This window comes from Gordonia sp. X0973 (assembly GCF_013348785.1).
Classification (GTDB): domain Bacteria; phylum Actinomycetota; class Actinomycetes; order Mycobacteriales; family Mycobacteriaceae; genus Gordonia.
Window position 1 is genome coordinate 1,042,112 of record NZ_CP054691.1, and the last position, 21,804, is coordinate 1,063,915.

Sequence of the window (21,804 nt, forward strand, 5' to 3'; positions counted from 1 at the left end):
AGGAATGAGCCTTTCCTTGTCGAACGTGACCCTCACCTACCCCGACGGCGACGCCGATCGCGTGACCGCCGTCGACGATCTGAGTCTGGCCGTCCGCCCCGGCCAGGTGATTGCGCTGACCGGACCATCAGGGTGCGGGAAGTCCAGTGCGCTGGCGGTCGCCGGCACACTCATCCGCCCCGACTCCGGAGATGTTGAGATCGATGGCGTCGACGTCGGCGAATTGGCCTCCCGGGATGCCGCCCGGATACGGCGGGACAAGATCGGCTTCGTCTTTCAGAACGACAATCTGCTCCCGGATCTGTCCGTGCTGGAGCAGCTACTGCTCACCGCCCACCTGCGTGGCGAGCGGCCCGCGCGGCATCGCGACGAGGCGATGGGCCTCCTCGCCGACGTCGGTCTCTCGGGCAGCGAGCACAAACTCCCGCACCAACTCTCCGGCGGTATGCGGCAGCGGGTGAACATCGCCCGCGCGCTGATGGGGCCGCGCCGGGTGCTGTTGATCGACGAACCGACGTCGGCGCTCGACCAGGCGCGCGGTCGCGCCATCGTCGATCTGATCGTGAGGCTCTCGAAGGTGCGCGACCTGGCGGCGCTCCTGGTCACCCATGACCTGCAGTCGTTGGACGGCGGCGTCGACGGCGTGGTGCACATGCTCGACGGACGCCTCGTCGACGAGGATCCGGCCGCCTGATACCCGTGCCGCCAGCGGCCGTGTCAGACGTCGATGCGGGCGTATTCGCGCAGCTTCTTGGTGCGGTGGATGCTCTCGATGCGGCGGATCGTGCCCGACTTGGAGCGCATCACCAGCGAGCGGGTCGTCGCGCCGTTGGCGCGGTAGGAGACGCCGCGCAGCATGTCGCCGTTGGTCACGCCGGTGGCCGCGAAGAAGGTGTTCTCGCCGCTGACCAGGGTGTCGGTGTCCAACACCTTGTCGAGGTCGTGGCCGGCCGCGATGGCCTTGGCCTTCTCCTCGTCGTTGCGGGGCCAGAGCTTGCCCTGGATCTCCCCGCCCATGCACTTCATCGCGACGGCGGTGATGATGCCCTCCGGGGTGCCGCCGATGCCCATCAGCAGGTCGACCGAGCTGGCGTCGTCGGCGGCGGCGATCGCGCCGGCGACGTCGCCGTCGGAGATGAGTCGCACCTTCGCGCCGGCGGCCCGGATCTGCGCGATCAGATCGGCGTGGCGGGGGCGGTCGAGGACGACGACGGTCAGATCGGCGACCTCGATGCCCTTGGCCTTCGCGACCGACTCGATGTTCCAGCCGACCGGCTTGGTGATGTCGATGTGGCCCTTGCCCTCGGGGCCGACGCAGATCTTATCCATGTAGAAGACGGCCGACGGGTCGTACATCGTGCCGCGCTCGGACACCGCGATCACCGCGATGGAGTTGGGGCGACCCTCGGCCATGAGGGTGGTGCCGTCGATCGGGTCGACGGCGACATCGCAGTCGGGGCCCTCGCCGTTGCCGACCTCTTCGCCGTTGTAGAGCATCGGCGCCTCGTCCTTCTCGCCCTCGCCGATGACGACGACGCCGCGCATCGACACGGTCGAGAGCAGTTCGCGCATCGCGTCCACGGCAGCACCGTCGCCGCCGTTCTTGTCGCCGCGTCCGGCCCATCGTCCCGCGGCCAGGGCGGCGGCCTCGGTCACGCGGACCAGTTCCATCGCCAGGTTGCGGTCGGGGGCTTCATGGGTCTCGGACATGTGGGTGCCTCTCCTGAGTCGAGCTTCGTCGGGCCCGACTGTGCCGCCGGGTGGTCGGTTGGTGTTGGGTCTATCTTTTCACGGCGTCCGCTACCGCTTTTCACAACTCCTACTGTTGCAACGGTAGGAGTTGTGAGAACCGGTAGCCGACGTGGCCGATCCGGCTGGGATACTGGGGGTCATGGCGCCGAAACCGCGAATCCTCAACGACAGCCGCGACATGATCTGGACGCTGCTGGCCCTGCTGGTGCTGGTCGCACTCGTGGTGGTCTCGTCGCGGAACTGCTCGGTGGGGCTGCACGGCAATGCCTCCGACGACAAGATCCCACCCTTCGACACCCATGCCGCGCTGCAGGCCGATGCCGCGACGATGGGCTTCCCGATCCGCCAGCCCCTATTGCCGGCCGATTGGAAACCGAATTCGGGGACGTCCGCGAACGTCGGCGCGACGCGGGTCAGCACCGTCGGGTGGATCACCCCGAGCGGCTACTACCTGGGACTCTCGCAGACCAATGCCACCGAGGAAGCGCTGCTCCCGACGTTGAGCCCGGACCCGGACAAGGAGGGCACGCTCTCCGGCACCGGCACCCGCGAGATCGAGGGAACCCGCTGGGTCACCTACGTCGCCGGTGACCGCCTCGCCCCGGACAAGGGGGTGCGCAAGGTCTGGGTCGCCAACCTCGGCGACGTGCGGATCGGATTGACCGGCAAGTCCGACGACGCGGACTTCACCACGCTGGCGCGCTCGGTGGTCCAGGCCAAGCCGCTGCCGTCGCGGCGGTAGGCCGGATCGCCGCTACTCGTCCTCGTCGTTGAGCACTGCCTCGATGCGCTCGCGCGCGCCCGCAAGATGTTCCTCGCAGCGATTCGCCAGCGCCTCGCCGCGTTCCCACAGCTTCACCGAGGTGTCGAGGTCCAGGCCGCCCTGCTCCAACGCGCCGACGACCTCGACGAGTTCGTCGCGCGCCTGCTCGTAGCCCAGTTCGGCGACCGGGGTCCACGACGACGGGTCGATGCTCACGGCTTCTCCTCCTGATCGGTGACCTGTGCGCGCACCGCGCCGTCGGCGACGCGGATCCGCAGCCGCGCGCCGGCCGGCAGGTCGTCGAGCTTTCCGGCGACGCGCGAACCGTCGTCGAGATTCTGCACGATCGCGTAGCCGCGGGCCAGTGTCTGCGCCGGCCCCAAGGTGGCCAGACGGGCGGCGAGGTGCTCGTGGCGGTGCCGTTGGGTCTCGACGAGACGACTGATCTCGCGGCGCGCGTCGGCCCGATGCCGCTGCACGGCACTCGCATGGGCGTCGACGATCCGCAGCGGATCGGCCAGCACCGGTCGTGCGCGCAGGCCGTCGACGATGTGGGATTCCCGCTGTACCCAGTTGCGCAGGGCGCCGGCGCTGCGTCGGCGCATCGTCGCGATACCGGCCAGCTCGGCCTCGACGTCGGGCACCACGCGCTTGGCGGCGTCGGTGGGGGTGGCGGCGCGCAGGTCGGCGACGAGGTCGAGCAGCGGGGTGTCCGGCTCGTGGCCGATGGCGCTGATCACCGGGGTGGCGCAGGCGGCGACGGCGCGCAGCAGCTGTTCGTCGGAGAAGGGCAGCAGGTCCTCGACGCTGCCGCCGCCGCGCGCGATGACGATGACGTCGATCTCGGGATCGTCGTCGAGGATCTTCAGCTCGCCAAGGATGCGCGGCACCGCCGACGGTCCCTGAACGGGGGCGTCGCGCACGGTGATCCGCACCGCGGGCCAGCGCGACTGGGCGACGGATACGACGTCGCGACTGGCGGCGGAGGCGCGCCCGCTGATCAGGCCGACGCCGCGCGGCAGGAAGGGCAGCGGCCGTTTGAGGCGCGGGTCGAAGAGTCCCTCGGCGGCCAGCAGTTGGCGCAACTTCTCGATCCGGGCCAGCAGTTCGCCGATGCCGACGGCACGGATCTCGGTGACGCGCAGCGAGAGGGTGCCGCGGCCGGTGTAGAAGGACGGGCGGCCGCACAGGACGACGCGCGTGCCGTCGGCGAGGGGGACCGGGGATCGGTCGATGACCTCGGGCGGGCAGGTGACCGTCAACGACATGTCCGCGGCCGGATCGCGCAGCGTGATGAACGCTGTGCGGGTGCCCGGCCGTCGAGACAACTGGGTGATCTGTCCTTCCACCCAGATCTGGCCGAGCCGATGGATCCAGTCGGCGATCTTGGCGTTGACCGTGCGGACCGGCCAGGGCTCGTCGGCGGAATTGGCTGCGGTCACCGCGAGTGGCAGCCTAGCGGTCCGACTTCGCGGCGATGCGGTTCTCCAGCATCGTCAAGAAGGGGGTCCGATTGCGGCTGTCGCGCTCGTAGTCGGCGAGGATGCGCAGATCGTCGACGTCGACGCTGCGGATCTTAGCGCGCAGCTGGGCCAGCGTCAGGTTGTCGTAGTCGAGGAACTCGGCGACCTCCGGTGCCGGGATCTTCGACTTCTTCGGCTCGGCGGCGCGCGCCGGGGGGTCGGTGACCTCGGGAACCGAGCTGTAGAGCGCGAACCGCCCGGTGCTCGCCTCGGCGACCGGAGACCCCGCGTCCGCGGCGGGTGCCGCCTTCTTCGCCGCCGTTTTCTTAGCCGGGGCCTTCTTGGCTGCGACTTTTTTCGCGGCGGCCTTCTTGGCGGGTGCCTTCTTCGCCGGAGTGGTGGTCGCGGCGGGCGCGGGTGCCGGTTTTGCGGGGGCGGGCGGCGGCGGGGTAGCCGGAGCCGACTCCTCGTCCTCGTCGAAGACGGCCCACGCGGGCTGCTCCTCGGGCTTGTCGAAGAGGCCGTCGAGTACGGCGTCCCCCTTGATGGCCAACTCGGCGATGTTCTGCTGCAGTCGCATGCCCGCCTGGACGGCGCTGCTCACCGCGGTCATCGGCATGGTCACGAGCTGGGTGGGGAGCCTGCGCGTCTCTTCCAGAGCGGTCACGATCAGGCCGGCCGCGAGGCGCGCGGAGTACGGGCGATGCTTCATGCCCTCAACTGTGCCATATCACGCGTGCCAGCCGTTTAGCCACCGGCGTCGGAAGTCCGTACCCTAGAGGTCATGTCATCCAAGCGCGTCCTGCTGGCCGAACCCCGCGGCTACTGTGCCGGAGTCGACCGGGCGGTCGAGACGGTGGAGCGGGCCCTCGACAAGCACGGTGCCCCGGTCTACGTCCGCAAGGAGATCGTGCACAACCGGCACGTCGTCGACACGCTGTCGGAGCGCGGGGCGGTCTTCGTCGGGGAGACCGACGAGGTGCCCGAGGGGGCCATCGTCGTGTTCTCGGCGCACGGGGTGTCCCCGGCCGTCCACGAGTCGGCGCAGCAGCGGAATCTGATGACGATCGACGCGACCTGCCCGCTGGTCACCAAGGTGCACCAGGAGGCCAAGCGCTTCGCCCGCGACGACTACGACATCCTGCTGATCGGCCACGAGGGCCACGAGGAGGTCGAGGGCACCTCCGGCGAGGCACCCGAGCACATCCAGATCGTCGACGGTCCGGACCACGTCGAGGACGTGACCGTGCGCGACGGGAGGCCCGTCGTGTGGCTGTCACAGACGACGCTGTCGGTCGACGAGACGATGGAGACGGTCAAACGACTGCGCGAGAAGTTCCCGCAGCTGCAGGATCCGCCCAGCGACGACATCTGCTACGCCACCCAGAACCGCCAGGTCGCGGTGAAGGCGATGGCCAAGCACTGTGAACTCGTCATCGTCGTCGGGTCGAAGAACTCGTCGAACTCGGTGCGCCTCGTCGAGGTCGCGCTGCAGGCCGGCGCCTCGAACGCCTACCTCGTCGACTACGCCCGCGAGATCGATCCGCAGTGGCTCGAGGGTGTTTCGACGGTGGGCGTGACGTCGGGGGCATCGGTGCCCGAGGTGCTGGTCCGCGGCGTGCTGGACTTCCTGTCCGAGTACGGCTACGACTCGGTGGAGACGATCAACACCGCCGAGGAGACGCTGACCTTCGCGCTGCCCCGCGAGCTGCGCCCGTCGCGCACTGCGAAGTAGGGCCCGCTACCTCGGCGCAACGACGCGAATGCCCGCGTCGGTGGCCGCACGTGTGAGTTCGCCGTCGTAGGTCGCGATCTCGTCGACTCCCAATCGCAGTGCCGTGGCCAGGTGGATGGCGTCGTTGGAGCGCAGCGGCGAGTGCGTGCCGGCCGCCATCAGATCGCCTCGCGTGATGTCGACGAGAACTGTCGCATCGAGCACGGTCGTGATCGCTTCGGCGGTGACCACCGACGGGTGACGACCCGAAGCGCAGTGCAACTCGGTGTGCAGTAGCCACGATGCGACCAGCCGGCGATCGGGATGTTCGGCGAGCTCGTCGGCAATGGCCTGAGATTCGGTTTCCTCGACGATCAGCTTCATCGCCGCCGACGTGTCGAGATAGGTAGTCACCATCGGCCGCGGGTGTCGGAGATGATAGCGGCCGTCGTGACCGGCGACGTGCGACGGCGAATGGTCCCGACTGCGGACACCGGGAGGCGGGCCGGGCGCGCCTCGCCTCGTGCGATCGCCGCGTCGAGGGCATCGCCACCAGCCGGTACGAGCAGCGCGGTCGGGTGACCGTTGTTGGTGACCTGCAGGGTTTCACCCGACGCAACGCGGCGAAGGATCTCGGCGCTCTGGTTACGCATCTCGCGGTGGGTGATCGACTCCATGTAGCACATCGTAGCACTCGCTTGAGGTCACAGTCCGTCGTCGGGCATCGCCACCATCCGGTGGCGCGGTTTCCGGAAGGCGATGACCGCGCCGAGTAGGACGGCCAAGCCGAAGGCGCCGCCGATCGCGGCGATCCGAGGCGTGAGGTCGGGATCGGGTGCGGGCGGTGCCGGTCGGAACCGGATCGACGACGGGGAGTCGTCGGCCACGCCGGTGACCGTCAACGCCGCCAGCGGGTCGACCACCCCGCACCCGGTCCGCGCGTCCGGGGCGGTACCGCGACCGATGGCCGTCGCGGTGATCCGACGCATCACGGCGCGGGCGTCGAGATCGGGGAAGCGCGACCGCACCAGGGCGACCGTGGCCGTGACATAGGCGGCGGCGAAACTGGTGCCGCTGACCGGGACGGCGCCCTGCGCGCCGGAGAGTCCGCTGACCAGCCCCGATTGGCCGGGACGCGGGTCCAGACTGGTCAAATCGGTGCCCGGGGCCGCCACGCTCACCCACGGGCCGCCCAGGCTGAACCCCGACGGCTTGCCGTCGAGCGAATCGACGGCCCCGACGGTGAGCACGTAGTCGGAGAACCAGGCCGGCGTGGCGACGGTGCGCACCGCCGACCACTGCTGTCGCGCCGCGGCGGGTGGATTCTGCTCGCGGCACCCGCCGTCGGAGGAGACGTTTCCGGCCGCCACCACGACGACCACGTCCCGGTCCACCGCGTGGCGCAGGGCCACACCCAGCTCGCCGTCGTGCAATGCACTCGCCGCGGCGGCCGGGGCGCACGCGACCTCGGAGATGTTGACGACGGTGGCGCCGAGCCGGACGGCCCGCATGACCGCGGCGGCCAGTCCGGCGACCGTCCCGTAGCCGCCGCCGACGACGGGCTGTTCCTCCTGGTCACCGCTGCGCTGCCGCGGTGCGAAGGCGGCACTGGATTGTCGGATGGAGATGAGTGAGACGTCGGGCGCCAACCCGGTGAAATCGTCGGTGGCGCTCGGCCGTGCCGCGATGAGCCCGGCGACCAGCGTGCCGTGTGCGTCGCAATCGGTGCGTCCGCTGCCACCGGTGACGAAGTCGCCTCCGTCCAGCACGGCGGGCAGTCGCGGATGTGGGCTGACACCGGTGTCGATGACGGCGACCCGTTGCCCGCGCCCGGTGCTGATCCGGTGCAGGCGGTCGACTTCGAGTTGGGCATGGACCGCACGCGTCGCCGACGTCGTGCGGCTCGTGGCGATCGGCACCGCACACTTGGTGCGCTGTTCGGCGGTGCCGGCCGGCACCGAGTCGGACGGGGGAGCGGTCTGCGCGACCTGCGGCGGACGGACCGCGACGGCCGGTCCGCCCGACAGTGCCGCGACGAGGATCGCACCCGCGGCGACGCAGGCCCGCACGGCCTTCACCAGGCCTCCCGGATCACGCGGTAGACCTCCAGCGTCCACAGCAACAGCGGCAACAAGGCGACGAGAAGCGCGTATTCGACGAGTTCGGCCATCCGCCGCTGGACCGGGGAGAAAGTGCGCCCGGCCGCCCACCAGCCGATCAGCGCCGCGACGGTGGCGACCCCGCACGCGGTCGCCGCACCGGCGAGGCACAGGGCCGGTCGTTGCAGGACCAGTGACGTGACGACGGTGGCTCCGAGTGATCCGATGATCACCGCGATACCACCGCCGACCAGCGAAGACGCCTGAAGCAGATCGGTGTGCGACCGACCGCGCAGCATCATGGTCAATCCCACGATCACGACGATCGCAGTGAACCGCCAATCGGGCGGGTCGACGCCGAGGACCACGGCGGCGGTCGCGGCCGCCACGGTGGTACCCGCGCAGATCCCGGTGAGGCAGGACCGGGCGTGTTCGGCTCGCTCCACGAGGGCGTCGACGTCGGGGAGATGACTGGACGAGACGGCGTCGACCGCGTCGATCGTCGGGAGCAGCGGCGACTCGACCGGCTCGATGGGCTCGCCAGGCGACGGTACCGGTGGGAGCGGGATCTTCGCGACGGCGACGGTCAGTCGCGGTGCCGCATTGGCGCCGAGGAGGGCGAGTACCGCTATCAGTGCCGCGACCTGTGGTCGGGACAGCCCAGCCAGCGCCGCCGCAGCCGCGACCGTGGCGAGGCATCCGAGGGTGATCGTTGCGATGTGGGCGATCGGCCCCACCCGCGTGTACCGCAGCGTTAGCGTCGCGGCCACCGTTGCCGCGACGGCGGCGAGCAGTGCGCGCGGTGCGTCGGCCGATCCGGGGACGACGGCGAATCCGGCTGCGGCGGCCATCAGCGTCGCCGTCGGGCACAGCGCGGCGAGGACGATCGGATCGCGCTGCTCGCGCCGGCCGGCGTACAGGGCGGCGGCGATCAGCATCACCGCGCCGACCGCGGCGAAGAGCGCGGCGCCGAACGCGACTGTCGTCGACGACGAGATGCCGGCGACCCCCAGTCCGCCCGCGCCCACCGCCGATGCCGCGACCACGCCGAACGCCCCGGCGATCCGTGCCGCACGCGGCGACCACGAGCCGTGGCGCGCACCGGTGACCTCGGTCAAGGCGTCGAGGGTGTCGTCGACGAGCACGGCCGGTTCCTCGGCCGGTCCCTCCCGCAGCAGGAGCCACGTCCCGTCGTGGATCTCCGCGTCGCGCAGGGTGTCGCCCGGTGCGAGCGGAGCGCCGCCGAGTGGGCTCAACGTCCACTCCAGCGTCGGGTCGGCGACCTCCGGTTCACCGGCGAGGCGGGCCACCAGTTCGTCGAGAAAGTCGGTGATCGGCAGGCCGGTGGGCAGGCCGACGTCGATGCTCGACGACGGTCCGGCCACGGACACGCGTGCCCAAGCAGTCATTTTCATCCCCCCAGATGAGATCCCTGACCGCAGGGTTTACCAGGGGCACACCCGGCGGGGGAACGAAACCGGGAAACCCGTTCACGCAATCCGCGTCGCGGCGCGCCCGCACGCCGATAAGGTGCCGTCAGGCGGTCCGGGGGGGAGCGCCGTGGTCAACGATCTGGGGGGATCCGTGACTGATTCGACGCGGCTGTTCGTGCGCGAGACCAGGGTGGCGCCGCCGCCGGCGCCCGGTGGCGACATCGACCTCGTCGCGCCGCCGGAGGTAGCGCGTCCGGTGCCGGCCGGCCTCGCCGCATCCGCGCTACCAGCGGTGATGGTGGTCGCGGTCGTCGGGATGATCGCGCTCATGTTCGTCACCGGCGGCCGTTCGGTGCTCGCGAATCCGCTGTTTCTGATGTTCCCGATGATGATGCTCATGTCGATGGTCGGCATGTTCGCGACCGGCGGGCGCAACGGCGGCAAGCGTGCGGCTGAATTGGGCGCCGAGCGTCGCGACTACTTCCGCTACCTCGCCCAGCTGCGCGGGCAGGTCGCCACGACCGTCGACGAGCAATCCGCCGCCCTGCGCTGGTGTCATCCGGCGCCGAGCGCGCTGTCGCGGCTCGTCGGGTCGCGCCGGATGTGGGAGCGTCGCGGTGGTGACGCCGACTTCGCCCACCTGCGGTTGGGCGTCGGTTCGCAGCGCCTGGCCACCCGGTTGGTGCCGCCCGAGATGGCGCCGCCCGAGGACTTGGAGCCGGTCGCGATGGTGGCGCTGCGCCGATTCCTGCGGGCACATGCGGCGGTGCACCGCCTACCGATCGCGGTCTCGCTGCGCGGATTCCCGGTGGTCGCCGTCGACGGTCCGCTCGACGACGCACGTGCGCTGGTCCGCGCGATGCTGCTCCAGCTGGTGGTGTGGCACGGCCCGGACCAGGTGCGCATCGCCGTCGCGGCGGACCCCGCGCGGTGGCCCGAATGGGATTGGGTCAAGTGGTTGCCGCATGCGACCCGGACCGATGACCAGGGCGAACAGCGATTGGGCGCCCCGGCGCTGCTGGTCCCTTCGCTGCACGAGGTGGAGGCCGCGTTGGCCGCCGTCTTCGCCGAACGCACCCGGTTCACCCGCGGCGAACCGGGGACGCAGGCCCTGCCGTTGGTGGTCATCGTCGTCGACGGCGGCCTGATCACCGGAAGCGAGCGGCTGGCCGGTGAAGCCGGCATCGACGGGGTGGCGATCTGTGCGCTCGACGGCGCGCTGAGCCATGTCGCGAGCCGGCGCGGCCTCGCGCTCGAGATGGTGGGGACCAAGGTTGCCGCGCGCACCGCGATCGGTCGGGAGGAGTTCGCCGTCGCCGATCGTCTCAGCGTGGTGGCCGCGGCGTCCGCGGCGCGGCGATTGGCGCCGTACCGGCCGTCGACGGCATTGCAGATGCTCGTCGACCTCGACGACGGCGGGCCCGTCGGCGATCCCGGCTTGGGCGGCCTGCTCGACCTGGGTGATCCCCGCGCATTCGACCCCACTGTTCGCTGGCGCGGGCGCACCGGGCGGGAACGACTGCGGGTGCCGATCGGCTACACACCCGACGGGACCGCGGTCGAACTGGACCTCAAAGAGAGCGCCCACGGCGGGATGGGGCCGCACGGTCTCTGCGTCGGCGCGACGGGGTCGGGGAAGTCCGAGTTGCTGCGCACCCTCGTGCTGGCGTTGATGGCCTCGCACTCGCCCGACGAGCTGAACCTGGTCCTGGTCGACTTCAAGGGCGGTGCGACCTTTCTGGGCCTGGAGCGCGGTCGGCACGTCGCCGCGGTGATCACGAACCTGGAGCAGGAGTTGTCCCTGGTCGACCGTATGGGCGACGCGCTGCGGGGAGAGCTGAACCGACGTCAGGAGGTGCTGCGGGCGGCCGGGAACTTCGCGAACGTGACCGAGTACGAGCAGGCCCGTGCCGACGGCGCCGACCTGGCGCCCATGCCGGCGCTGTTCGTCGTGGTCGACGAGTTCTCCGAACTGTTGGCCCAGAAGCCGGACTTCGCCGAACTGTTCGTGGCCATCGGCCGTCTGGGGCGCTCGCTGCACATCCATCTGCTGCTGGCGTCGCAGCGGTTGGAGGAGGGGAAGCTGCGCGGTCTCGATTCGCATCTGTCTTACCGCATCGGACTGAAGACGTTCTCCGCCAACGAATCTCGCTCGGTCCTCGGTGTGCCGGATGCCTATCACCTGCCCAGCGTGCCCGGATCGGCCTATCTCAAGTGCGACTCCGACGCGCCGCGCCGGTTCAACACCTGCTACGTCTCCGGGCCCGTTCCCGACGGTTCCGACGATCAGGGAGGGGAGGTCGACGAGTCGGCGCGGCGGGGTGCGCAGCGCTCGACCGGACTGGTCCTGGATTTCACGGCGGGGTCGGGATGCACCGGGTCGGGGTCTCGATACACCGGGTCTCGATACGCGCGCTCCTCCGTCGCGCCCACTCGACCCAAGTTGGCTGGCGCCTCGTCGGCACTCGACCACCGGGGAACCGCGCCGGGCGAGCCAGGGTCCGCGCGCCGGGGCGGGCCGTCGCTGTTGGAAGTCCTCGTCGGGCGCATGGCCGGGCATGGCTCCGCGGCGCACGAGGTGTGGTTGCCACCCCTGGACGAGTCGCCACCCGTCGGGACCTTGCTCGATCCGTTGCCTGCCCGGATGACCGGTGTGACCGGGGCGCTGCGCCTGCCGATCGGACTCGTCGACCGCCCATACGATCAACGGCGCGAACTGCTCGTCGTCGACCTGTCCGGTGCCGCCGGGAATGCCGCGGTGGTCGGCGGCCCGCAGTCGGGGAAGTCGACGGCACTGCGCACGCTGATCGCGTCGGCCGCCCTGACCCACACCCCGTCGCAGGTGCAGTTCTACTGCCTCGACTTCGGGGGCGGGGGTCTGCTCGGATTGGCCGGACTGCCACATGTCGGATCGGTGGCGACGCGGGCCGACCCGGAACGGATCCGCCGGACCCTCGCCGAGGTGCGCGCGGTGATCGCCCGACGAGAAGAGGCATTCGCGCGGCTCGGCGTCGAATCGATGCGCGAGTATCGGGACCGTCGTGCTCACGGGGATCTCGCCGATCCGCACGGGGACGTCTTCTTGGTCGTCGACGGCATCGGCGCGTTGCGCGACGAGTTCGAGGAACTCGAGGCCGATCTCGGTGCGATCGCGCTCGGCGGCCTGTCCTACGGCGTACACGTCGTCCTCAGTGCCACCCGCTGGGCACAGATCCACCCCTCGGTGCGCGACCTCCTGGGGTCGCGGGTCGAGCTGCGGCTCGGCGACCCGCTCGATTCCGAGATGAGCAGGCGCTGCGCCGAACTCGTTCCGATCAACCGCCCCGGTAGAGGGATCACCGCGGAGGAACTGCACCTGCTCGTCGCCCGCCCGGCACTCACGCCGGATACCGGGCTGGCCGAACTCGTCGAGCACGTCGCGGCCCAGCATCCCGACGAGCAGGCCCCGCCGGTGCCGTTGTTGCCCTCTGTCCTCGCGCTGTCGGAGTTACGCGGACGGCTCGCCGAAGCCGACCTCGTCCTGCCCGCCGGTGTCGTGCCGATCGGCGTCGGGGAGGCGGATCTGGCGCCGGTGCTGCTGGATTTCACCACCCGTCCGCACCTGCTGGCCTTCGCCGACGTCGAACACGGCAAGACGACGCTGCTGCGAACCCTCGCCTCGGGCGTCGTCGACAGTGGATCGCCGGAGGAATGCAAGGTCGTCCTCGTCGACTACCGCCGCACGATGCTCGGACTGATCCCGGATTCGCATCGGGCCGGGTATGCCAGCTCCGCCGCGTCGGCCGGGCCGTTGATGATGGAGCTCGCGAATCTGCTGGAGGGGCGGCTGCCGCCGGCCGACGTCACCCCCGCCCAGCTCGCGGCACGCGATTGGTGGTCGGGCCCCGACATCTACCTTTTCGTCGACGACTACGACATGGTGGCCACCGCGTCGGGAAACCCGCTGCTACCGCTAGTCGAGCTGCTGTCCAGTGCGCGCGACATCGGCTTTCACCTGATTCTCGCGCGACGTTCCGGCGGCGTCTCGCGCGCGCTGTTCGACCCGGTCATCGCCGCGCTGCGGGAGCTGTCGGTCGACACCTTGCTGATGAGTGGTGACCGCGACGAGGGCTACGTCGTCGGTCAGACGCGCATGAGCCGGCGCATTCCGGGTCGCGGCGAATTCGTCACGCGGACCGGTAGCGAGGTGATCCACGTGGCCGGTGGCGTGTGAACCGCCCGCTGGCGATCGCGCGCAGTCACGCCGATGCGGGGGTCGCGGCGCTGCTCGTCGTCGAAATCGGCCGGGATGACGAGTGGCGCGTCCACCGCGTCGCAGGTGCGGCCGCGACGTCGTCGACGCTGGTGCTGCGCGGCCTGTCCGTCGCGGACATGGGTGGGATCGCCGCGCTGGCGGCCGACGTCGACCTGGTGGTCGTCGACGCCGACGGGCCACGCCGCCGGGCCGCGTTGCGATCGGTCGCTGCCGTCGCGGGGCCGGTGCGGTTACTCGCCGTCGACGACGAACTGCTCCACCGGTTCGGCGCGCACCCTCCGCTGCCGCCCGTCGCGCCGCAGATCGTTCCGCTGCGCCGGGCGCCGTCGAGGAGCTGGCCGGTGGCCGTGGTCGCGCTGGTCGCCGTGCTGGTGTGCGGGGCGGTCGGGGTGTCGGCCGTCGGACGGGCGCACCGCGACGGATCGACCAGCGTGGCCCGGGTCGGCACTGTGGCGGTGGCGATTCCCGACGGGTGGCGGCGCACCGACCTCTCGGGGGAGCCGTCGCCGCGAGCGGTCTTCGCCGATCCCACGTCGGGCAGCCGCGTCATCGTCGCGGTAAGTCCGTTGCGCTCGGGGGCGACCGCCCGCAGCGTCGCCGCGAGCCTCGCCGAGCGGATCCGGCAGCGCGGGGACGACGCGGTGAGCGAGTTCGCCGCCAGCGCCGAATTCGCCGGACGTCGGGTGACCGTCTACCGGGAAACTCCCGACTCGGGTGCTCCGATTCGCTGGTACGTCCGGGTGGTCGGGTCCGTGGAGCACGGTCGACGGCAGGTCAGTATCGGGTGCCAGGACTCCGGTGGACGCGCGTTGGCCGCAGCCTGTCGTCGGGCCGTCGCGAGCGTGCGGTAGCGCAACGGGCCCCGAGCGTCGATCGAACAGTCGAGGAAGCTCCGCGGGTTGCCGGCGAGGGATTAGTCTTCGCCCGTGAACACAGGTTCGGACGGTCGCGGATCGGTCACCCTCACCCAGGGCCCGCCCGGCACGGTGTGGATTCCCGGTCAATCCGCGATCATCGGGTCCGACGCGCACGACGACGAGGAGGCGCCGGCCCGCTCGGTGACCGTCGACGGCTTCTGGATGCAGGCGCACCAGGTCACCAACGAGCAGTTCGCCCGGTTCGTCGCCGACACCGGGTATGTCACGGTCGCGCAGCGGCCGCGGAACCCGACCGACTATTCGGATGCGCCGGGGGAGAATCTGCAACCGGGGTCGATGGTGTTCCAGGCGACGCCGGGACCGGTCGACCTGCGGCACCCCGGTCAGTGGTGGACGTGGACACCCGGTGCGGCGTGGAACCATCCGCTCGGCCCGGGCTCGACCATCGAGGGGCACGAGCGGCACCCCGTCGTCCATGTCGCCTTCGAAGACGCGCAGGCCTACGCGCGCTGGGCCGACCTCGACCTGCCCACCGAGGCGCAGTGGGAGGTCGCGGCGCGCGGCGGTCTGCCGCACGCCGAGTACACCTGGGGTGATCGGCCCGAGGCCCCCTGGCAACCATTGGCGAACTATTGGCACGGCGAGTTCCCGTATCTCCCCGATACCGGCTACGGACAGCTGGCTCCCGTGGGCAGCTTCCCGCCCAACGCCTACGGCTTGTACGACATGGCCGGCAACGCGTGGGATTGGACCGTCGACCGGTGCGGCCCGCGTCGCGACGAGCACCCCGGCTGTGCCCCCGCGTCCGTCGACCCGGCGCGTCCGGGGTTCGGCGTGCCGCGCCAGGTGATCAAAGGCGGGTCGTTCCTGTGTGCCGATGGCTACTGCGTGCACTACCGGCCGGCCGCGCGACAGCCGCAAGCGATCGACACCGGCACGAGTCACATCGGGTTCCGCTGCATCAAACGCGCGGACCCGCCGAACCTGCTATCCGTGCGTGGGATCTAGCCGTGCGCTGAACTCGAGCTCCACCTCGTCGGCGACCTTCAACGCGCCCATCGCCAGCGAGTAGGGCTTGAGCCCGACGGTCTTGTGGCTGATCGTCGTCGTCGCACTCAGTTCTCGGACCGTGCCGGTCTCGGCGACGGTGATGCCGACCCGATGGGGCACGGTCTTACCGGCGACGGTCAGCTCGCCGTCGAGGCGGAATCCGCCGTCGACGGGGGAGATGTTCGTCGACGAGAAGGTGATCGCCGGGAACTTCGACGCCTTGAGCGACTTGAGCGCGTTGGACCGCGCCAGCACCTTCTCGGCGCCGGTCATCGGGGTCAGACCGCCCTCGCCGCTGAGCACCTCGAGCGAATCGACGACGACGCGCAACTCCACGCGTCGCGGATCGGCGCCGTCCACGTCGACGGTGCCCGTCCAATCGTCGAACCGAATGGTGAGTCGGTGGCCGGTCTTGGCGGCCGGACCGGTCTTGTCGGTCTTGATCAGCAACTCGCCGTCGGCCGGACCGATCGTCCACTGCGTCGCGCTCATGGTCCCGACCCTAGTGCGGCGGGGGGCCCGTCGCGCGTTTTGACCCTGATCAGGGGACTGAAGTACTCTGGCGTGCTGGTGCTTCGGCATCGGTGTGCGCTGCGGCGCGCCCGATAATCGGAGTCCTCGGGTCCCAACTGGTCGCCGAGGATGACTCCGCCGCCGCCCCTGACCAGCAGTCACGACAAAGAGTTGAGGATCAACCGTGTCTACCTACACCCCGAAGGCGGGTGACATCACGCGCACGTGGCATGTCATCGACGCCACCGACGTGGTGCTCGGCCGCCTCGCCGTGCAGAGCGCAACGCTCCTGCGCGGCAAGCACAAGCCGACCTACGCCCCGCACATCGACGGCGGCGATTTCGTCGTCATCGTCAACGCCGACAAGGTCGCCATCACCGGCAACAAGGCCACCGGCAAGATGAAGTACCGCCACTCGGGTCACCCGGGCGGCCTCAAGTCCACCGCGCTCGGCGAGCTGCTCGCGACCAAGCCGGAGCGCGCCGTCGAGCAGGCCATCAAGGGCATGCTCCCCAAGACCAAGCTCGGTCGTGCCATGGGCTCCAAGCTCAAGGTGTACGCCGGCCCGAATCATCCGCATGCGGCGCAGAGCCCCGTGCCCTTCGAGATCAAGCAGGTGGCCCAGTGAGCGACGAGAACGTGACTGAAGAGAACATCGAGGTCGTCGAGACCGCCGACGGCGACATCGAGATCGCCGCCGACGACTACTCCACCGAGACCGAGGCCCCCGCGCCCCGCGTCGAGCGCGCCCCGGTCGTGCTGGATCACCCGATCCAGACCGTCGGTCGCCGCAAGGAGGCCATCGTCCGCGTCCGCATGGTGCCCGGCACCGGCGAGTTCCACCTCAACGGTGGCCGCGACCTGGCGACCTACTTCCCGAACAAGGTGCACCAGCAGCTCGTCAAGTCGCCGCTGGTGACCGTCGACCGCAGCGAGTCGTTCGACATCTACGCCCGCCTCAACGGCGGCGGCCCCTCGGGCCAGGCCGGCGCGCTGCGCCTGGCCATCGCGCGTGCGCTGATCGAGGTCAGCCCCGAGGATCGCCCGGCCCTGAAGAAGGCCGGCTTCCTCACCCGGGACGCGCGTGCCGTCGAGCGCAAGAAGTACGGCCTGAAGAAGGCGCGTAAGGCCTCGCAGTACAGCAAGCGCTGACCCGAGTGTCACACTCCGATCTGCAGGTCGCGGCGCCGCCGCGCCTGTTCGGAACCGACGGCGTCCGCGGTCGGGCCAACGCGCAGCTCACTGCCGAGCTGGCGTTGCGCCTGGCCGCGGCCACCGCGGAAGTTTTGCACACCCCGAGTTCGGGCAACGCCCGGCCGACGGCCGTCGTCGGCCGCGACCCGCGTGCCTCCGGGGAATTCTTGGAGGCCGCCGTGTGCGCCGGATTGGCCGCGCACGGGGTGGACGCGATCCGCGTCGGCGTGGTGCCGACGCCGGCGGTCGCCTTCCTCACCGCGGACTACGACGCCACCTTCGGCGTGATGATCTCCGCGTCGCACAATCCGATGCCCGACAACGGCATCAAGATCTTCGGCGCCGGCGGGCACAAGCTCGACGACGCGGTGGAGGACCGCATCGAGACGGCGATGGAAACCGTCGAGACGATGAAGCGTCCCACCGGGGCCGACATCGGGCGCCTGATCGACGCTCCCGACGCCGCCGCGCGCTACCTGGACCACCTCGCCCAGCAGGTCTCCACCGATCTTTCCGGGCTGACCGTCGTCGTCGACTGCGCCCACGGGGCCGCGTCGACCCTCGCGCCGCTGGCCTACCGTGCGGCCGGGGCGAACGTCATCGCGATCCACGCCGAGCCCGACGGCCTCAACATCAACGACGGCTGCGGCTCCACCCACATGGACAAGCTGCGCGCCGCCGTCGCCGAACACGGGGCCGATCTCGGCCTCGCGCACGACGGCGACGCCGACCGCTGCCTGGCCGTCGACGCCCGCGGCGAGGTCGTCGACGGCGACATGATCATGGCGATCCTGGCCACCGCGATGGCGCGGGCCGGGAGCCTGCGCGACGACGTGCTCGTCGCGACGGTGATGAGCAATCTCGGTCTGCACCTGGCGATGGACAAGGCCGGTATCGAGTTGCGCACGACCGCCGTCGGTGACCGCTACGTCCTCGAGGAACTGCGCCGCGGCCAGTACTCGCTGGGCGGGGAGCAGTCCGGCCACATCGTCGTGCCGGGCGCTGGGACCACCGGGGACGGCATCCTCACCGGGTTGCTGGTGATGGAGCAGATGGCCGCGTCGAAGCAGGGCCTCGCCGACCTGGCGTCGATTATGACCGTGCTGCCACAAGAGCTGATCAACGTGCGGGTTGCCGACAAGCATGCCGTCGCCGACGCGGAGTCCGTGCGTGACGCGGTCAGCGTCGCCGAGGCCGAATTGGCCGGCGAGGGACGGGTGCTGTTGCGCCCGTCGGGCACCGAGCAGCTGGTGCGGGTCATGGTCGAGGCACCGACCGCCGACGCCGCGCACGGCATCGCCACGCGTATCGCCGACGTCGTCGCGGCCGCCGGTAGCTGATTTCCTAGTCGATCGCGGTGGCCAGCATTGCGGCTGCGTTGCGGTCGCCGGCCATGAACCACGCCGCGAGCCGATCACCGTCGCGCCTGGCGACCAGGGTGGGGCGGTCGGCGGGGACCAGCGGCGAATTGAACTCCACGATCCCGCGCAGCGGGCGCTCCCGTAGGTCGGGATGTTGCGCGAGTGCCTCCTCCAACGCCGCCCAGTAGACGGCGTTGTTGACGTGGCGCATCATGTCGATATCCGCCTCGCGCAGCAGGAAGGGGACCGGCTGGGCGTCGGGGTGCGGTTGGGCGTCGAGCCACGCCCGCCAGCGCAGCGGGCCGGGCTCGGCCGGCGCCCCGAAGGTCGTGACGAAATGGTCGTCCAGGCGCGACGGGGTCTCGGTCTCGGCGTTGAAGTTGATCCAGAAGGCGTCGGTCTCCACGTGCGCTCCGGTCTCGCCGTCGAGGTCGATCCGCACCCCGCACCAGTGTGATCCCATCTTCGAGCACCACCGCACGGCGGTGAGTTCCTCCGGCCAAGTCCCGCCGTGACGGATGTCGATCACCGTGCGTCGTGCGATCCAGTGCGGGTGGATCTCGTCGTAGTCGAGGGCGGCCAGGTGGTCCTGCCCGGCGTCCTGCAGATAGCGGGCGATGGCGTCGAAGCGGAGGCTGCCGTCGGGGCGCACGGCGTCGATGCGGACGGGGCGGTTCCGGCGGAACACCACCCCGCTCGCGGTGAGCTCGTCCAAGGCAGAAGGGCGGCGCTGGAGCGGATCGCTGATCATGGGTTCAGTCAATCACGACGGGATGATTGCGCCCCGGTTTCGATTGGGCCACTGTCCTCATCGGACCCTTGGGGAGTGGGGCGATTGAGTTCTAAAGTTTCTGATGTGACTCCTGTGATTAAACGACGCAACACCGGCAGGCTTACCCGGGCAGCAGTGGCGGTCGCCGCTGTGCTCGGCCTCGGCGTTGCCGGCGTCGTGACCGTCGCATCCTTCGGCCACGGCACCGCACCGTCGCCGGTGGCCCGGATCTGGGGCATCGACCTCGGTTCGCTCTCTCCCGGACCCGCCCCGGTAGACCATCGGGTGAACCACCCGCCGCGGCACGGCAAACCGGGCGCCAAGCCGGGAGTCAAGAAGCCCGGGGCCAAGCCGGGCGCGAAGAACCGGCATCACAAGCCGGGTCCGCGCACCGCTCCGCGCCGCGGCGGCAACGCACTGCCCGGCGTCGGCCGGCGGTGTACCCGCGTGCAGGCAAACGTCATCCGCTCGACGCCGCGCGGTCCGGTCGTGTGCGCCCAGATGGGATCGGGCGATCACCGGTGGATCAGCATCAGCGGCGTCGACCCGCAGGTCCGCAAACTCGGCGGCAAGTGCTCCGGGCAGTACACCACCGCCCGTGGTGCGCGCGGTCGTGCGATGCAGTGCGCCCGGGGGCACTGGACGTACAACGGCTGAGCGTCGCCGTCACATGGCGCCGCGCGCCAGGATCGCGTCCGACCACGACGCGGAGACGGCGGTCAGCCCGCGCAGGGCCTTGGCATAGCGGGGCATGATCTCCAGCGGCCGGTGTTTGGCCGCGTACACGATCCACTCGCCGGCCGCCTCGGCCGAAAGAGCGGGGGCGTGGGCGTACTGCGTCGTCGGGGCGATCATCGGCGTGGCGACCAGCGGGAAGCAGACGTTCGTGACGTCGACGCCCGTGTCGTTGAGCTCGGCCGCGAGGCTGCGGCCAAAGGTGGCCAGCGCCGCCTTCGACGCGCCGTAGGCGGCGAACTTGGGCATGGCACCGTTGGTGACGCCCCAGGTACACACGTTGATGAAATGCCCGTCGTCGCGTTTGCGGAACTCGTCGAGGACGCCGAGCGTGAGGCCCACCGGACCGAAGTAGTTGATCGCCATGGTGCGCTGGAAGTCGTGCATGCGCGACGTGGAGTCCGCGACGTCGCGGCGGATCGACCGCCCGGCGTTGTTCACGATGATATCGGGGGTGCCGAATCGGGTCAGCACCGCGTCGAGGATGTCGCCGACGCCCTGCTCGGTGGACAGGTCGCCGGGGACGGCGAAGGCCGTGCCGCCGGCGGTGGCGATCTCGTCTGCGACGCGGTTCAGCTCGTCGGCGCCGCGCGCGACCAGGATGAGCGTCGCGCCCTCGGCCGCGAGCTGCCGGGCCGCCTCCTCGCCGATCCCCGACGAGGCGCCCGTGACCAGCACGGTCTTCCCGGACAGGTCACGCGGCGAAACGGCGTCGGCCAGGTCGTGCACGGTCACCGCGCGCTGCAGTGCGGTGCGGGTCGCGAGCTGTCGGGAGCCGCGCGAGAGGGTGCGGAGGAGCTTGGGAGCCATGGTTGACCAGCCTAGTCGGGGGTCCGACGCCCGGGTGGAGCGGGAAGACCGTTCGATGGAACCGTTCGGGCCGGCACTGCGTCTAAGGAATATGGGGCACACACGACAGATCCGGATGGATGCCGACGAAGCGCGGCGGCTGGCGGGCGACTGCCGCCGGGTAGCGGAGACCATCGACGAGCACGTGGCACTGCTGCTGACCGGCGGATACGGGTCGGTCCGGGGCGATCGGGCGGCACCGTCGCATTCCGGATACCGTGCGGCGGTGGAGACCGTCGCGGGGCGCCTGGCGCTGCGGGCCGTCGAGTTGCGGTCGGCCGCACGCGGACTCACCGCCCGTGCCGAGACGACGACCCTGGCCGATGCCGCCGCGGCACGGCGTATCGCCGGAATCGCCGCACGATGAGTGCCGCGCAGCGCGCGATCGGCGTCGACCTCGGATCCCTCACGGAAGACGCGAATCTGCTCCGATCGGTCGGAGCGCGGCTGGATGATCGATGGCGGGAGACCGACGAACTGCGTTCCCGCGCCGTGGACCTCGGATTCGTCGACGGCGAGGAATCCGTCCTCGACCAGCACCCGGCGGATCTCCTGTCCGTATTGGCCGATCTGCCACGGCGGCTGCGCGACGACCTCGAAGCGCTCGGGCACGTCGCGGAAGCCGTCGAGGCCGCACGCGACGGCCTGGCGCAGGTCTGCTCCCGCGTCGCCGACATCCTCGGTGATGCGGTTGACGCGATCGGTGGACCCGGCGCCGATGTCGACGATCCGTCGGAGCCGGACGACTCCGCCACAGCGGGGATGCAAGCGGCGGATATCGATCAACGCGTGGTCGTCGCGACGCGGAGCGGAGCACGTCGGATCGACGACGAGCTGGCCGGGCTGGATTCCGACCTGGTCCTGATCGGCGGGCACTGATGGGGGAGCGGACCGGGCGGATCCGCTCGGCGATCGCGGAGACCCTGGCGGCCATCGACGCCGCGGAACTCGCCCGCGCCGACGAAATATCGCA

23 protein-coding genes are annotated in these 21,804 nt (G+C 70.5%); 12 read left to right on the forward strand and 11 right to left on the reverse strand.

Translation table 11 applies throughout. The annotated features are described in order from the left end of the window. Window positions 1-4: 4 nt before the first annotated feature. The gene (locus HUN08_RS05145) at window positions 5-694 is read left to right on the forward strand and encodes an ABC transporter ATP-binding protein (RefSeq protein WP_124247864.1); all 690 of its coding nucleotides are present in this window, start codon (window positions 5-7) and stop codon (window positions 692-694) included. A 23-nt stretch (window positions 695-717) separates the two neighbouring features. Here HUN08_RS05145 and glpX read toward each other — a convergent pair whose 3' ends face one another. Beyond that, a complete protein-coding gene (gene glpX / locus HUN08_RS05150) occupies window positions 718-1,710 on the reverse strand; it encodes a class II fructose-bisphosphatase (RefSeq protein WP_124247865.1) in 993 nt (330 codons plus the stop codon). Between the two features lie 181 nt (window positions 1,711-1,891). Here glpX and HUN08_RS05155 point away from each other — a divergent pair, with 181 nt between their 5' ends. Continuing rightward, window positions 1,892-2,494: a DUF4245 domain-containing protein gene (locus HUN08_RS05155; protein ID WP_124247866.1), complete on the forward strand. Its 603-nt coding sequence runs from the start codon at window positions 1,892-1,894 to the stop codon at window positions 2,492-2,494. A 12-nt stretch (window positions 2,495-2,506) separates the two neighbouring features. On the opposite strand, the gene HUN08_RS05160 is transcribed toward HUN08_RS05155, so the two are convergent. From HUN08_RS05160 to HUN08_RS05170, 3 genes are read right to left on the reverse strand one after another with little or no spacing between them, the layout of a single operon-like run. Further along, a complete protein-coding gene (locus HUN08_RS05160; RefSeq protein ID WP_124247867.1) occupies window positions 2,507-2,731 on the reverse strand; it encodes an exodeoxyribonuclease VII small subunit in 225 nt (74 codons plus the stop codon). Beyond that, on the reverse strand, window positions 2,728-3,957 hold the full coding sequence (gene xseA, locus HUN08_RS05165) for an exodeoxyribonuclease VII large subunit (RefSeq protein WP_124247868.1): 1,230 nt from the start codon (window positions 3,955-3,957) through the stop codon (window positions 2,728-2,730). Before xseA ends, HUN08_RS05160 begins: the two co-directional genes overlap by 4 nt. Before the next feature lie 13 nt (window positions 3,958-3,970). Then, complete coding sequence (locus HUN08_RS05170; protein WP_124247869.1) at window positions 3,971-4,690, reverse strand: lipid droplet-associated protein; 720 nt, start codon at window positions 4,688-4,690, stop codon at window positions 3,971-3,973. Window positions 4,691-4,762: 72 nt separating this feature from the next. Between HUN08_RS05170 and HUN08_RS05175 the strand changes: the two genes are divergently transcribed. Continuing rightward, a complete protein-coding gene (locus HUN08_RS05175; protein ID WP_124247870.1) occupies window positions 4,763-5,713 on the forward strand; it encodes a 4-hydroxy-3-methylbut-2-enyl diphosphate reductase in 951 nt (316 codons plus the stop codon). Window positions 5,714-5,719: 6 nt separating this feature from the next. Here the strand turns inward: HUN08_RS05175 and HUN08_RS05180 are convergent, their stop codons facing one another. From HUN08_RS05180 to eccD, 4 genes are read right to left on the reverse strand one after another with little or no spacing between them, the layout of a single operon-like run. Beyond that, window positions 5,720-6,109: a type II toxin-antitoxin system VapC family toxin gene (locus HUN08_RS05180; RefSeq protein WP_124247871.1), complete on the reverse strand. Its 390-nt coding sequence runs from the start codon at window positions 6,107-6,109 to the stop codon at window positions 5,720-5,722. After that, on the reverse strand, window positions 6,103-6,369 hold the full coding sequence (locus tag HUN08_RS05185; protein ID WP_124247872.1) for a type II toxin-antitoxin system Phd/YefM family antitoxin: 267 nt from the start codon (window positions 6,367-6,369) through the stop codon (window positions 6,103-6,105). Before HUN08_RS05185 ends, HUN08_RS05180 begins: the two co-directional genes overlap by 7 nt. Before the next feature lie 27 nt (window positions 6,370-6,396). After that, entirely contained in the window at window positions 6,397-7,770 is a 1,374-nt protein-coding gene (gene mycP, locus HUN08_RS05190; RefSeq protein WP_301546898.1) for a type VII secretion-associated serine protease mycosin, read from the reverse strand. Next, window positions 7,767-9,200, reverse strand: a complete 1,434-nt coding sequence (gene eccD, locus HUN08_RS05195) for a type VII secretion integral membrane protein EccD (RefSeq protein ID WP_165353337.1) — start codon at window positions 9,198-9,200, stop codon at window positions 7,767-7,769. Before eccD ends, mycP begins: the two co-directional genes overlap by 4 nt. 175 nt (window positions 9,201-9,375) lie before the next feature. Here eccD and eccCa point away from each other — a divergent pair, with 175 nt between their 5' ends. The 3 genes from eccCa to HUN08_RS05210 all read left to right on the forward strand — a co-directional run bounded on the left by eccCa (window position 9,376) and on the right by HUN08_RS05210 (window position 15,365). Beyond that, window positions 9,376-13,437 carry a type VII secretion protein EccCa gene (gene eccCa / locus HUN08_RS05200; RefSeq protein ID WP_124247874.1) on the forward strand — a complete coding sequence of 1,354 codons (4,062 nt, stop codon included), beginning with the start codon at window positions 9,376-9,378 and terminating at the stop codon, window positions 13,435-13,437. Then, complete coding sequence (locus HUN08_RS05205) at window positions 13,434-14,330, forward strand: type VII secretion-associated protein (protein ID WP_124247875.1); 897 nt, start codon at window positions 13,434-13,436, stop codon at window positions 14,328-14,330. Before eccCa ends, HUN08_RS05205 begins: the two co-directional genes overlap by 4 nt. Before the next feature lie 75 nt (window positions 14,331-14,405). After that, window positions 14,406-15,365 (forward strand): formylglycine-generating enzyme family protein, encoded by a 960-nt coding sequence (locus HUN08_RS05210; RefSeq protein WP_301546899.1) that lies wholly within the window; start codon window positions 14,406-14,408, stop codon window positions 15,363-15,365. Here the strand turns inward: HUN08_RS05210 and HUN08_RS05215 are convergent. Then, on the reverse strand, window positions 15,345-15,899 hold the full coding sequence (locus HUN08_RS05215) for a YceI family protein (RefSeq protein WP_124247876.1): 555 nt from the start codon (window positions 15,897-15,899) through the stop codon (window positions 15,345-15,347). The two genes, HUN08_RS05210 and HUN08_RS05215, sit on opposite strands and share 21 nt — an antisense overlap. Before the next feature lie 205 nt (window positions 15,900-16,104). Between HUN08_RS05215 and rplM the strand changes: the two genes are divergently transcribed. From rplM to glmM, 3 genes are read left to right on the forward strand one after another with little or no spacing between them, the layout of a single operon-like run. After that, window positions 16,105-16,548: a 50S ribosomal protein L13 gene (gene rplM / locus HUN08_RS05220; protein WP_124247877.1), complete on the forward strand. Its 444-nt coding sequence runs from the start codon at window positions 16,105-16,107 to the stop codon at window positions 16,546-16,548. After that, window positions 16,545-17,072 (forward strand): 30S ribosomal protein S9, encoded by a 528-nt coding sequence (gene rpsI / locus HUN08_RS05225; protein ID WP_124247878.1) that lies wholly within the window; start codon window positions 16,545-16,547, stop codon window positions 17,070-17,072. The genes rplM and rpsI overlap by 4 nt, the downstream gene beginning before the upstream one ends. A gap of 5 nt (window positions 17,073-17,077) precedes the next feature. Beyond that, entirely contained in the window at window positions 17,078-18,454 is a 1,377-nt protein-coding gene (glmM, locus tag HUN08_RS05230) for a phosphoglucosamine mutase (protein WP_301546900.1), read from the forward strand. A 4-nt stretch (window positions 18,455-18,458) separates the two neighbouring features. On the opposite strand, the gene HUN08_RS05235 is transcribed toward glmM, so the two are convergent. Then, window positions 18,459-19,226, reverse strand: a complete 768-nt coding sequence (locus tag HUN08_RS05235) for an acyl-[acyl-carrier-protein] thioesterase (protein WP_124247879.1) — start codon at window positions 19,224-19,226, stop codon at window positions 18,459-18,461. 105 nt (window positions 19,227-19,331) lie between these two features. Here HUN08_RS05235 and HUN08_RS05240 point away from each other — a divergent pair, with 105 nt between their 5' ends. Then, on the forward strand, window positions 19,332-19,904 hold the full coding sequence (locus tag HUN08_RS05240; RefSeq protein ID WP_124247880.1) for a hypothetical protein: 573 nt from the start codon (window positions 19,332-19,334) through the stop codon (window positions 19,902-19,904). A gap of 9 nt (window positions 19,905-19,913) precedes the next feature. On the opposite strand, the gene HUN08_RS05245 is transcribed toward HUN08_RS05240, so the two are convergent. Beyond that, window positions 19,914-20,792, reverse strand: coding sequence for an SDR family NAD(P)-dependent oxidoreductase (locus HUN08_RS05245; RefSeq protein ID WP_124247881.1), 879 nt, complete (start codon window positions 20,790-20,792; stop codon window positions 19,914-19,916). Window positions 20,793-20,907: 115 nt separating this feature from the next. On the opposite strand from HUN08_RS05245, the gene HUN08_RS05250 reads away from it, so the two are divergent. Both HUN08_RS05250 and HUN08_RS05255 read left to right on the forward strand, forming a co-directional pair. After that, the gene (locus HUN08_RS05250; RefSeq protein ID WP_124247882.1) at window positions 20,908-21,198 is read left to right on the forward strand and encodes a hypothetical protein; all 291 of its coding nucleotides are present in this window, start codon (window positions 20,908-20,910) and stop codon (window positions 21,196-21,198) included. Next, entirely contained in the window at window positions 21,195-21,710 is a 516-nt protein-coding gene (locus HUN08_RS05255) for a hypothetical protein (RefSeq protein WP_124247883.1), read from the forward strand. Before HUN08_RS05250 ends, HUN08_RS05255 begins: the two co-directional genes overlap by 4 nt. The last annotated feature ends 94 nt before the right edge of the window (window positions 21,711-21,804 follow it).

Coding starts and splice junctions, on each gene's coding strand:
- HUN08_RS05175 (WP_124247870.1), top strand. CDS start 4,763: ATGTCATCCAAGCGCGTCCTGCTGGCCGAACCCCGCGGCTACTGTGCC.
- HUN08_RS05145 (WP_124247864.1), top strand. CDS start 5: ATGAGCCTTTCCTTGTCGAACGTGACCCTCACCTACCCCGACGGCGAC.
- HUN08_RS05170 (WP_124247869.1), bottom strand. CDS start 4,690: ATGAAGCATCGCCCGTACTCCGCGCGCCTCGCGGCCGGCCTGATCGTG.
- HUN08_RS05180 (WP_124247871.1), bottom strand. CDS start 6,109: ATGGTGACTACCTATCTCGACACGTCGGCGGCGATGAAGCTGATCGTC.
- HUN08_RS05215 (WP_124247876.1), bottom strand. CDS start 15,899: ATGAGCGCGACGCAGTGGACGATCGGTCCGGCCGACGGCGAGTTGCTG.
- HUN08_RS05250 (WP_124247882.1), top strand. CDS start 20,908: ATGGATGCCGACGAAGCGCGGCGGCTGGCGGGCGACTGCCGCCGGGTA.
- HUN08_RS05185 (WP_124247872.1), bottom strand. CDS start 6,369: ATGGAGTCGATCACCCACCGCGAGATGCGTAACCAGAGCGCCGAGATC.
- HUN08_RS05235 (WP_124247879.1), bottom strand. CDS start 19,226: ATGATCAGCGATCCGCTCCAGCGCCGCCCTTCTGCCTTGGACGAGCTC.
- eccD (WP_165353337.1), bottom strand. CDS start 9,200: ATGACTGCTTGGGCACGCGTGTCCGTGGCCGGACCGTCGTCGAGCATC.
- glpX (WP_124247865.1), bottom strand. CDS start 1,710: ATGTCCGAGACCCATGAAGCCCCCGACCGCAACCTGGCGATGGAACTG.
- HUN08_RS05245 (WP_124247881.1), bottom strand. CDS start 20,792: ATGGCTCCCAAGCTCCTCCGCACCCTCTCGCGCGGCTCCCGACAGCTC.
- HUN08_RS05255 (WP_124247883.1), top strand. CDS start 21,195: ATGAGTGCCGCGCAGCGCGCGATCGGCGTCGACCTCGGATCCCTCACG.
- HUN08_RS05155 (WP_124247866.1), top strand. CDS start 1,892: ATGGCGCCGAAACCGCGAATCCTCAACGACAGCCGCGACATGATCTGG.